General features: G+C 44.0%; 7 protein-coding genes. 4 read left to right on the top strand and 3 right to left on the bottom strand.

Annotated features, from left to right (window positions below; genetic code table 11):
* Positions 1 to 35: 35 nt before the first annotated feature.
* Positions 36 to 4,088 carry a DNA-directed RNA polymerase subunit beta'' gene (locus V7K97_RS25245; RefSeq protein WP_334803725.1) on the top strand — a complete coding sequence of 1,351 codons (4,053 nt, stop codon included), beginning with the start codon at positions 36 to 38 and terminating at the stop codon, positions 4,086 to 4,088.
* A 147-nt stretch (positions 4,089 to 4,235) separates the two neighbouring features.
* Here V7K97_RS25245 and V7K97_RS25240 read toward each other — a convergent pair whose 3' ends face one another.
* A complete protein-coding gene (locus tag V7K97_RS25240) occupies positions 4,236 to 4,808 on the bottom strand; it encodes a Uma2 family endonuclease (protein ID WP_334803724.1) in 573 nt (190 codons plus the stop codon).
* Positions 4,809 to 4,947: 139 nt separating this feature from the next.
* On the opposite strand from V7K97_RS25240, the gene V7K97_RS25235 reads away from it, so the two are divergent.
* Positions 4,948 to 6,282, top strand: a complete 1,335-nt coding sequence (locus tag V7K97_RS25235) for a hypothetical protein (RefSeq protein ID WP_334803723.1) — start codon at positions 4,948 to 4,950, stop codon at positions 6,280 to 6,282.
* A 514-nt stretch (positions 6,283 to 6,796) separates the two neighbouring features.
* Positions 6,797 to 7,903, top strand: a complete 1,107-nt coding sequence (locus V7K97_RS25230) for an acyltransferase family protein (protein WP_334803722.1) — start codon at positions 6,797 to 6,799, stop codon at positions 7,901 to 7,903.
* 181 nt (positions 7,904 to 8,084) lie between these two features.
* Here the strand turns inward: V7K97_RS25230 and V7K97_RS25225 are convergent, their stop codons facing one another.
* Entirely contained in the window at positions 8,085 to 8,543 is a 459-nt protein-coding gene (locus tag V7K97_RS25225) for an MgtC/SapB family protein (protein ID WP_334803721.1), read from the bottom strand.
* 379 nt (positions 8,544 to 8,922) lie between these two features.
* Between V7K97_RS25225 and V7K97_RS25220 the strand changes: the two genes are divergently transcribed.
* Entirely contained in the window at positions 8,923 to 11,265 is a 2,343-nt protein-coding gene (locus tag V7K97_RS25220; RefSeq protein ID WP_334803720.1) for a putative PEP-binding protein, read from the top strand.
* On the opposite strand, the gene V7K97_RS25215 is transcribed toward V7K97_RS25220, so the two are convergent.
* A complete protein-coding gene (locus V7K97_RS25215; RefSeq protein ID WP_334803765.1) occupies positions 11,266 to 11,634 on the bottom strand; it encodes a DUF4276 family protein in 369 nt (122 codons plus the stop codon).
* Positions 11,635 to 11,717: the final 83 nt, after the last annotated feature.

Below are 11,717 nucleotides of genomic sequence, written 5' to 3'. Positions count from 1 at the left end.
TTAACTCCTAACTATTAATTTAGGACTAATGATTAATGACTAACGAAAAAATGATTTTTCGCAATCGCGTGGTTGACAAAGGTCAACTGAGAAATTTAATTTCTTGGGCTTTTACTAATTTTGGTACGGCGCGAACCGCAGTGATGGCGGACAAATTGAAAGATTTGGGATTTCGCTACGCTACCAAAGCAGGGGTTTCCATCAGTGTAGATGACTTGATGATCCCACCAACTAAGCGATTGCTCTTAGAAGCAGCCGAAGAAGAAATTCGGGCTACTGAAATCCGTTACCAACGAGGAGAAATCACTGAAGTAGAACGCTTCCAAAAGGTAATCGATACCTGGAATGGTACCAGTGAAGCCCTGAAAGATGAAGTAGTCGTCCACTTCAAGAAGACTAATCCCCTGAACTCCGTATATATGATGGCATTTTCCGGGGCACGGGGTAACATCTCTCAAGTCCGGCAATTGGTGGGGATGCGGGGACTGATGGCAGATCCTCAAGGCGAAATTATCGATTTGCCGATCAAAACCAATTTCCGAGAAGGGCTAACTGTGACGGAATATATTATTTCGTCTTACGGTGCCAGAAAAGGATTGGTGGATACTGCTTTGCGGACGGCTGACTCTGGTTATCTCACACGGCGGTTAGTGGACGTATCCCAGGATGTAATTATTCGGGAATTTGACTGCGGTACCACCAAAGGTCTGAGCATTCGACCAATGACAGAAGGTGCCAAAACCCTGATTCCTCTAGCAACCCGCTTGATGGGACGGGTAATTGGCGAAGATGTGCTGCACCCGGTAACAAAAGAAGTGATTGCAGCCCGCAATTCCCCAATTTCTGAGGACTTGGCGAAGAAGATTGAAAAATCTGGGGTGGGAGAAGTTGTGGTGCGATCGCCACTAACTTGTGAAGCCGCACGTTCTGTCTGTCAACACTGCTACGGCTGGAGTTTGGCCCACGCTAAGATGGTAGACTTGGGAGAAGCTGTGGGGATTATTGCTGCCCAAAGTATCGGCGAACCTGGTACCCAATTAACCATGCGGACATTCCACACCGGGGGTGTGTTTACCGGAGAAGTGGCGCAACAAGTTCGTTCTAAAATCGACGGGACTGTTAAGCTTCCCCGGAAATTGAAGACGAGAACATATCGTACCCGCCACGGGGAAGATGCCCTCTATGTTGAAGCTAATGGCATCATGCTTTTAGAACCAACAAAAGTAGGTGATGTTACCCCAGACAACCAAGAGGTTCATCTGACTCAAGGTTCAACACTATATGTATTTGATGGAAATAAGGTAAAACAAGGTCAGTTGTTGGCAGAGGTTGCCCTCGGTGGACGGACAACTCGGACTAATACAGAAAAAGCAGTTAAAGATGTTGCCTCTGACTTGGCAGGGGAAGTACAATTTGCCGAAGTCGTTCCCGAACAAAAAACCGACCGTCAGGGTAACACCACAACCACAGCCGCACGGGGTGGTTTGATTTGGATTTTGTCTGGGGAAGTTTACAACTTGCCACCTGGCGCAGAATTGATTGTCAAAAATGGTGATGCGATCGCCTCGAATGGAGTGTTAGCAGAAACCAAGTTAGCCAGTTTACATGGCGGTGTGGTGCGCTTGCCCGAAGCTACCCCAGGTAAAAGTACTAGGGAAATTGAAATTATCACCGCTTCTGTAGTCTTAGACAAGGCTTCGGTGACAGTCCAAAGTTCCCAAGGTCGCAATAACTACTTAGTCTCCACTGGCAACAATCAGGTATTTAACCTCCGGGCCACACCAGGCACAAAAGTGCAAAATGGTCAAGTAGTCGCTGAGTTAATTGATGACCGCTATCGCACAACCACTGGTGGATTCCTAAAATTCGCCGGTGTCGAAGTCCAGAAAAAAGGCAAAGCCAAGCTGGGTTATGAAGTTGTCCAGGGCGGTACTCTGTTGTGGATTCCCGAAGAAAGCCACGAAGTTAATAAAGATATCTCGTTGCTGTTGGTGGAAGACGGTCAGTTTGTCGAAGCTGGTACGGAAGTAGTCAAGGATATCTTCTGCCAAAACAGTGGTGTGGTAGAAGTGACCCAGAAAAACGACATCCTGCGGGAAGTGGTGGTGAAGCCAGGGGAACTGCTGATGGTAGACGATCCAGAATCAGTGATCGGGCGAGATAACACCTTCATCCAACCAGGTGAGGAATTCCAAGGCAACGTCGCCACAGAATTGCGTTATATCCAGTATGTGGAGACACCAGAAGGACCTGCCCTGTTAAGTCGTCCAGTAGTCGAGTTTGCCGTACCGGATAATCCAGATGTGCCATCAACGACATCGGTAAGTCAAGAAACCGGGCGATCGATTCAGTTACGGGCTGTGCAGCGACTACCTTACAAAGATTCCGAACGCGTCAAATCTGTTGAAGGTGTAGAACTGCTGCGAACCCAGCTAGTGCTGGAAATTGACCAAGAAGGTGAACAAGACCATAATGCTTCGCCCCTGGCAGCAGATATTGAATTGGTACCGGATACTGAAGATGCAGAAGTTCAGCGTTTGCAACTGGTGATTTTGGAATCCTTGGTAATTCGTCGAGACATTACTGCCGATGCCACCCAAGGTAGCACCCAGACGACACTTGAGGTACACGATGGGCTAACCATCGCCCCAGGTTCTGTGGTCGCACGTACCCAAATCTTGTGTAAAGATGGGGGAGAAGTACGGGGTGTCCGAAAAGGAACCGAAAACGTGCGTCGCTGCTTAGTGTTGCGCGACGTTGACAGGCTGATCACCAATACTAGTACTCAGCCCAAGGTGAAAGTGGGTGACTTGCTAGTAGAAGGTACAGAAGTTGCTGCTGGGGTTTTTGCCCCAGAATCAGGGCAAGTAGTAGATATCAAAAGTGCTGCTGCTGAATCTGCTGGGGAATCAGCTTTGAGTACTAAAAACTATGTTATTACTACCCGCATTGGTCGCCCTTATCGAGTCAGCCCTGGTGCTGTGTTGCAGATAGAAGACGGCGATTTGGTACAACGGGGCGATAACTTGGTGTTGCTGGTGTTTGAACGCGCCAAAACTGGAGATATCATTCAAGGTTTGCCCCGGATTGAGGAACTACTTGAAGCTCGTAAGCCGAAAGAAGCCTGTATTTTATGTCGGCGGGCGGGTGAAGTTAAGGTAGTTTACGCTGATGGTGGTGATGAAGCGATCGCCATCAAGGTCGTAGAATCAAATGGCGTGGTGACAGATTATCCTCTGGGGCCTGGACAAAATTTGATTGTGCCAGATGGCTCAATGGTATTAGCTGGACAACCGTTGACTGATGGCCCATCCAATCCCCACGAAATTTTGGAAATCTTCTTTAGCCTGGGTTCTGAAGACGGAATCTATGCTTGTGCTAGCATTGCCTTGCAGAAGGTACAGACATTCTTGGTGAATGAAGTGCAAATGGTGTATCAGTCCCAAGGGATTGATATTTCCGATAAGCACATTGAAGTAATTGTTCGCCAGATGACCAACAAAGTCAGGATTGATGATGGTGGTGACACCACAATGCTTCCCGGCGAATTGGTGGAACTGCGCCAAGTTGAGCAGGTGAACGAAGCAATGGCAATTACAGGCGGTGCTAGGGCACAGTATACTCCAGTATTGTTGGGTATCACCAAAGCATCGTTGAACACCGACAGCTTTATCTCTGCCGCATCCTTCCAAGAGACAACACGGGTACTTACCGAAGCAGCCATTGAAGGCAAATCTGACTGGCTGCGCGGGTTAAAGGAAAACGTGATTATCGGGCGATTAATTCCGGCGGGTACTGGGTACAATACCTATGATGAACCCGGTGCGATCGAAGACTATGCTGCTGAAATTACCAGTAGTGTCTTAGATGAAGTTGATGATCCCCTGGATATGGTCTTAGATGACCGCACAGCTCGCACCTATAATTTAGATTCTCCTACTCTTGGGGAATCTGGTTTTGGCAGCAGACGTGCAGAAAGATCAGTTCTAGATGAGGAAGATGAGTTAATCGCCGATGAAGTCGCAGATGACGACGATTACGAGGAAGAAGAGGAAGACGACGACGAAGATGATTTCGATGAGGAATAGAGACTTGAAATTTTGCGTCTCTATTAAAGGCTAAAAAGTAAAAAGGCAAAAGAAGATTTTCTTTTGCCTTTTTATTTTGCTCTCTAAAAACACATTTTTAAATCCTCAAGATTCTGGTTTCTGGCTTTCTAGCTAGTAGTCTGTTAATTACGGCGATTCAAAAGTAACATCCTCATATAAATCTGCAACAGCACACCGAAAATCTACACTTGCCAGATGAATTATATCTTCTTGCCCATAAGGATAAAGTACCCATTGTCTCTCTGAGTTACGGCGAAAACACTCAACATTTAACCGAGTTTGACTCACAAGCACATATTCCTGAAGTGACTCCATCTTTCGGTAGTCAGCAAATTTATCACCTCGGTCAAAGGCTTCTGTTGTTGGAGATAGCACTTCTACAATTAAGGAAGGGTAACGCAGAAAGTTGTTAAAAGCTTTATCTCGTTGGTCACAACTTACTATAACGTCGGGGTAGTAATAGATATTAATCGACTCAATATGTGCTTTAGTATCTGAGATATAAGCCTGACACCCACTCCCGCGCAAATGATTTCTCAGCATAGCAAACAGATTTCCGCTAATAATTACATGGGTATTACTTGCCCCTGCCATTGCATAAACCTGTCCCTGTCTATATTCATGCTTGATAGGACTGGTTTCTTCTCCTTTGAGATAGTCTTCTGGGGAAATATAGCTAGAATTTGGAGTTGCAACCATCTGTAATGACCTTGTGTGATGCCTTTTATCTAGTTTAAGAGTAGCTTTACGGCTAAATCCGCATAAATCTAGCTATTGCTAGATGCTGTAATTCTCTCAAACGCTATAATCTACATCTGTTACACCGAGAGATTAACTTGTGGATGTCATATTAGAACGATCGCACCAATTAAAACAAGCCTTAGTTGATTTTGTCCTTGATGCTGAAGGCGAACTGGCACAAGCATTGGAAACCTATGCAGCCGCACAGTTGCGCCGTGGAAGTGGGGATACTACACAGCAGGACTTAATCATCGATAGCTTTCTGACAGCCGGGAAAGTCGGTGATAAGTCGCCATTAAAGTTGTTTATCGAAAGCAATCCAGATTTAGAAGAAAGCGATCGCAGCCTGATCAACAGCTGGCATCATAGTTTTATTGGCTTATTTGCCATAACTAATATTCTACCTGATGGCTTTGAATTGACTAACTGGTTGACAGATAAACGCTACATCGTCAAGCCGAACAATACTCAAACATTACAGGCAATATCTCGGTTGAAAGTCGGGGAAATCTTGCTAACTCGCATTTCTCCTGTCACCGATAGCTACTGGATGTTGTCTGGCCCTTACACAATAATGGGTAAATTGGGTAAACCAAAACTTGCTGTAGCAATTGGCAATTTCAAAGAAAACTATAAAAGTAATCTTTATAGCGATGCTCCAGACTTGCTAGAAGAAGCTTGGCAGTCAGTAGGACAATATCATCAGCAGTTTGTGGACTTTTTTGGCACTGATGAAATCACACTATCTGGATACCACCTTAATAAAAAAATAGCCGAGTTTCAAGAAGTAATTACTGAAAAAACCTTTGCAGCCGCAGGAATTGATACTTCTAAATCTCTGGCTGAAGTGGCAGAAGCAGCTGGCATTGGAGACGAGGAAATCAAAGCAGTAGCAGAAGAATTTGGTGCTGATTCCAACGTAGTCTCTCAGATGTTTAACAGCAAAAGCGGCAATAGCAAAATGGTGATGCCAAAGGTTGATTTGCCTGCTGAACTCAAGAAAGCAGAACAGGTAACAGCACTTTCTCATCCCCGTTGGGGACAAATGTTTTTACCAACATATAGTAAGATACAAGCAATCTTATCAGCAGAGGACTGGCAAAGTGTTCAAGGGTCTGAAAAACTAATTCGCTACTACCTTGAAGATAAAAGTATTAATGCCTTTATCTGGCATCGATTAGCGCAACAGTATCCAACTCAATTAGAAAAGGTGTTGCAAATATTTTTACAACGCCCAGAGTTTAGGCTGGAAAGTGACTTGAATCCACTTTTGCAAGAATTCCACAAACCTATTGAGCCAGAGTTACCAGACATTGCTAGTGTACCCATACATTTGCATAACTTATTTCAGGAAGCTTTAGGAGAAGTTAACAAATCTAAGCCAAAGGGTAAGGGGCAACAAAAGCCAGCAAAGGGTTTTCAACGAGGTTAGCAAATCTATGATCAATAAACACATCTCGAAACATCCCAAAAATTGTGGAATTTAAAGCCACATATAGGATTAATATTTGATTTTTGAACAGATACGTAGGGGAGCTAGTGGGTTGTGAAAGTTACCGACGCTCAATGACTCGCTCTCAGCGTTGGCGCAGCCTAAGAAGAGAAGCTATGCCGTTAGCCTTCATGTAGCGTGTCGCAAACAAGCCTCTCGAACGCGAGTGCGTCTCCCCTTCTCCCAAAGGGAGAGGCTAGCGCCAAGGGAGAAAAGAAGGCTTGACGTTGCGCTATCCGTTGTAGCAACTGGCGCTGTGTTAGCGACAGCTTAACGCACCATTATTAAGGGTTTGGTGCGTTACGGACTTCATCCTAATGCACCCTACAATACCTAGTTTTTTCAAAATTCTAAGTATTTTTAGGGTATCTTACAGCTTCCGTATCATTCTATTTATAGGATACAAACTATATAATGCAAACTATTGTGTCGCACACTCAAAGAGTAAAGATTTGTGAAAGAATCCTTAACATCTTCACCTGGAACTAATCCAGAGTCTTCATCCGGTGGGAATGCACACTCCAAAATGCACATACCATCCCTTGATGGAATGAGAATTCTTGCTTTCTTAATTGTTTTTTTATCTCATACAGGACTTGCGAAGGCTTTTCCGGGAAGTTTCGGCGTCACAGTATTTTTCTTTCTCAGTGGTTACTTAATTACAACTCTTCTCAGGCAAGAGTACGATCGCTATGAGACTATTGATTTTAAGCTCTTCTATCTAAGACGAATCCTGCGTATTTGGCCGTCCTTTTATCTAGTCTTGGGGTTAGGAGCTGGCTTAACTCTCTTAAAATTACTTCCGGGAAAAATTCTCCTCCCAGCATTCTTGGCTCAGTCTCTTCACTATACCAACTACTATGGAATTTTTTTTGGCGGTGGAATGGCTGCTGGTAGTTGGGTATATTGGTCTCTCGCTGTCGAAGAACACTTCTATTTACTTTTTCCACTGTTTTACATAACTCTACGCAAACTGCGTGTGAGTTCACGTGGGCAAATGCTAATTTTTTGGGGATTATGTTTAGCTGTCTTAGTTTGGCGGTGTGTTCTAGTTTATGGTTTTACAGTACCTGAACTACGTGTATTTTGTTCAACAGATACCCGGATAGATAGTATTCTCTTTGGTTGTGCCTTGGCAGTCAGTGGTAATCCAATGCTGGATACACAATATTTATCTAACAAACTCTGGAAGTATTTATTTCTGCCAATAGGAATAATTTTGATTATTCTTTCATGCCTATCTCGCTCATCGGAGTTTCGAGAAACCATTCGTTATACCATACAGGGAATTGCCTTATATCCAGTCTTTATTACTGCTATTCGCTTTCCCAGTTGGGGATTATTCGCAGCCCTAAATCTAAAGTGGATGGGTTTTCTTGGTGCCCTATCTTACTCTTTGTACCTTGTTCATTATAGTGTTATTTTCTTGGTTTGGAGGTATCTACCCCAATTACCTAAATTTGTCCAAGCAGGAATTTCTCTATTAATTTCTTTTGGATTAGCATACCTGATTTACCAGTTTATAGAACTTCCAATTGGACAGTTACGCAAAAAGTTATAAGGGAGATAAATTGGCAGATAAAGACATCATTTACCCAAATTTGAAGCAGATCGGTGTTAATATTTTTAGTTGTAATCAAGCAGGTATAGGACTTACGCAAAATTATGCGTGGTAGGGGCAATTCATGAATTACCCCTACCGTAAAACAAGGGTTTCAGCTATTGTTTGCATAAGTCCTAAACTATTGACGTTTTTCTAACCTTTTAAAAACGTTGAGAACCAAAAAAGCCAGGAAAGCACCAATTAATCCTAACTGCCATAAACCACAGCCGGCAGCAATTCCCAATGCAGATGAAACCCAAATAGCGGCTGCTGAGGTGAGTCCGTGAATTTCAAGTTGCTGTGATTCTTGGGAAGATTGGCGCACAATTTCTCCAGCACCGATAAATCCTACACCAGTGGCAATTCCCTGAATCACGCGGCTAAGTGCATCAGGACTAGCTTTCAGTCCTCCTGTTTGCATAATTATCAAGGTAAAGACGGCTGAACCAAAACTCACCAGTATATGAGTTCTTAAACCGGCTGGTTTGCGGCTAATTTGGCGCTCTAAGCCAATCATTGCTCCAATAAGCAATGCAATGCATAGCCGAAAGCTGATATTCAGCCAATCATTAGTTGTAAGGTAGTAAGTGTTTGGCAATGCTTAGTTATTAAAATGATTTAGATATAAAATTATACCTTAAGTTGCTAGATTTAACTCATACACTCAATAATTAAATATGATATTGCCATGTACAACTCGATCAAAGAACTAAACCGCCGGTTTTAGGAAAGGGAGGCAAAATGAAGGAAAAAATTTGATAGTCGTATTCACGAGTGTTGAGTAACCTCATAGCGAAACGGGGGGATTGAAATAACCTATAGCGTTTCTCGACCTAGTTAGGTACACCCGTAAGGGCACGGCACTGCCGTGCCCCTACACCTAGCGATATAATGTTGTACCGCATCTGAATGGGAACCGCTATATCAGGAAGAAATAGCCGTGGCTACAAATAGACAACTGACAAGTAACAAATTGAGTGGATAAACTCTACTGGCTAGACCAAATTAAACTACAAGACTGTGCCAAAGTAGGGGACAAAGCCTTTCACTTGAGCAAAATTACCCAACGTGGCTATCCGGTGATGCCTGGTTTTGTCATTTCGGCGGAAATTTTGCAAGAATTTCTCGAAAATCTCAACAGTTCAGAGTCATTAGTGGCTGACTTACCCCATTCTTCGTTACACCTGGATGTCACTAATTGGCGTCAACTTCAGCAGGTGGCTAGTCGCTTACGTCAAGAAATTCTGACTGCGACTGTGCCCCAGCAGTGGGTAAATACAATTTTCCAAGCAGCTAGAGAATGGCAAATTGGCTGTTTAATTTTTCGACCTACTTTGGCAGTATCGACTGCTACGCCAGGGATGAAAAATACATCTGGGTTGTTGGAGTCGGTGTTTTGCCAATGTGAACCGGAAGCGATCGCACTGGCTCTAAAGCGTACCTGGAGCCAGATATTTCGGGCTAGGAGTCTATTATATTGGCAGCACTCAGGAATTAATCTGCAACAAATTAATCTGGCAGTTTTGGTGCAACCTGTTGAGAATGCGATCGCCAGTGGTTTGCTAAACGTCAACCCTTCTGGGTGGGAAATTGAAGCTACTTGGGGATTAGGAATTGCGATCGCTCTTGGCGAAGTCCAGCCAGATGTCTACTACATTCAACCGGAAACTGGGGTTGTACTTGAGCAACAGATGGGCAATAAAATGCTGGCTTATGGTGTTGATGATGCCGCGCCTAGAGCTTTTTCGCAACCCGTACCCAATTCAGCGCTAACACCAGATCACACTTGTCTGATTACATATCTACTTCCAGAAGCCCAGCAAAAACAGTACTCTTTACAAGAAGAATACTTACAACAAATAATTGCTCTGGGAACTCAACTGGTGAGTGAATTAGGTAAAACCTTTACCATTAAATGGACTATCGCCGGGCAAACTACATCTGACAAGCTTTACATAACACAAGTTAGTCCTTCCCAATCGATAATTCCCCACGTACACTTCATTCGGGGATTAGGGGCAGCAGGGGGACGTGTTGTAGCCACTGCCCTGGTAATTATTAATTCTCAACAGAAACCCGAACAACTACCTAAAGGAGTGATTTTAGTAGTACCAACAATTACACCTGATTGGTTGCCATTACTGCGACAAGTTGCTGGTATTATCACAGAACAAGGGGGATTAACTAGCCACGCGGCAATTCTGGCTAGAGAATTAAGTATTTCAGCAGTAGTAAACGCCACATCTGCCACAACTTTAATCCAAACTGGCGAACGATTACTGCTTGATGGGGACAGAGGAGAAGTTTATCGGATCAAAGGAAACTCAAAGGAGGACATGGAGAAAGGGAGAGAAGAAAATCTTTTTTCCCCCGATCAGCCCAAAGCGTCCCATCCGCCTCTTACTTCTCATCGACCGATGATTGCTACCCAACTGCTAGTTAACTTGAGTCAGTCCACTTTAATAGAACAAGTGCGAAGCTTACCTGTGGATGGGGTGGGATTGTTGCGCTCAGAATTGATGGTACTAAATATATTGTCTGGACAACATCCTAATAGTTGGATTTTAGGCGGGCGTCAGGCAGAATTATTAGAGTTATGGTCTGAGCAGATTATGCAGTTTGCCCGTGCCTTTGCACCAAGATCAGTTTTTTATCGTTCTTTAGATTGGCGATCGCCAGATTTACCATCATTAAGTGATAGTTTAGAATCTTCGCCCCAGTCGATGTTAGGTGAACGCGGCACCTTTAGCTATTTACAAAATCCCGCAGTATTTGAACTGGAACTGCAAGCTTTGGCAAGTGTGCAGCAAGCTGGCTACACCAATATCAACCTACTGTTGCCCTTTGTGCGGACTGTGGAAGAATTTATTTTTTGCCGTCGCAAAGTTGAGCAAGCTCTTTTAACTGAGGTGGCGCAATTTCAATTGTGGATGATGGCAGAAGTGCCAAGTGTACTATTTTTACTGCCAGAATATGTCAAAGCAGGTGCAGCCGGAATTTCCATTGGTACAAATGACCTGACGCAATTATTGCTAGGAGTGGATCGAGAACAAGGACAGCTAGCAAAAGTATTTAATGAACGTCATCCGGCGGTGATGAGTGCGATCGCGCAACTGATCCAAATGGCTGAAAGTGCCGGTATACCTTGTTCAATTTGTGGTCAAGCACCAGCCCTTTATCCAGAAATCATTGATAAGTTGGTGGAATGGGGTATTACTTCCATTTCCGTGGAACCGGAAGCTGTGGAGCGAACATATCAGGCGATCGCTCGTGCCGAACAACGTCTAATTTTAGCAGCAGCCCGACGAAAACTGCATTAGTTAGGAGTGATTTAATGATTCTAGGCGTGATAGCCATGTGTTGAAGTGGGGACACCTGCTCCGAATTACTTCTAGTCCAATTCGTTCAGCCAACTGTGGTCCAAAAGCAGACTTCGCTCTTCCATAATCAGGAAACTGAGCGATAATGCGTTTACTCGGAGCTGTCTGCTGTCCGTCGTTGATCAACTCAGGTGTATCATATTGATTAGCGATCGCCTGGAGAGCCTCAATCTCCTTTGTACGACTAGCATCAAGGTATTCAAAGCACGTTGGATCAGCAAAAAGGTATGCCTCATATTCATGTAACTGAATGTACGGGATGAATCGGTAATCGTTGATATCTTCTGCAAAGCGTTGCTGCTTAAAAATACTTACCTAAACCTGCTTAGACCTGTTTAGAGATTTCTTCTCCCTTCAACCAAGGCAGTCGGCTGCTTCTTGTCCAGGAGCGT

It is taken from the genome of Nostoc sp., from assembly GCF_036917815.1.
In the GTDB taxonomy this organism is placed as follows: Bacteria; Cyanobacteriota; Cyanobacteriia; order Cyanobacteriales; family Nostocaceae; genus Nostoc.
Note: the sequence above shows the minus strand (reverse complement) of the source record. Positions and strands in the feature narration are given on the sequence as shown.

Bases quoted from the DNA above. Each gene is read 5' to 3' on its own strand.
- V7K97_RS25245 (WP_334803725.1), top strand. From the start codon at position 36: ATGACTAACGAAAAAATGATTTTTCGCAATCGCGTGGTTGACAAAGGT.
- V7K97_RS25240 (WP_334803724.1), bottom strand. From the start codon at position 4,808: ATGGTTGCAACTCCAAATTCTAGCTATATTTCCCCAGAAGACTATCTC.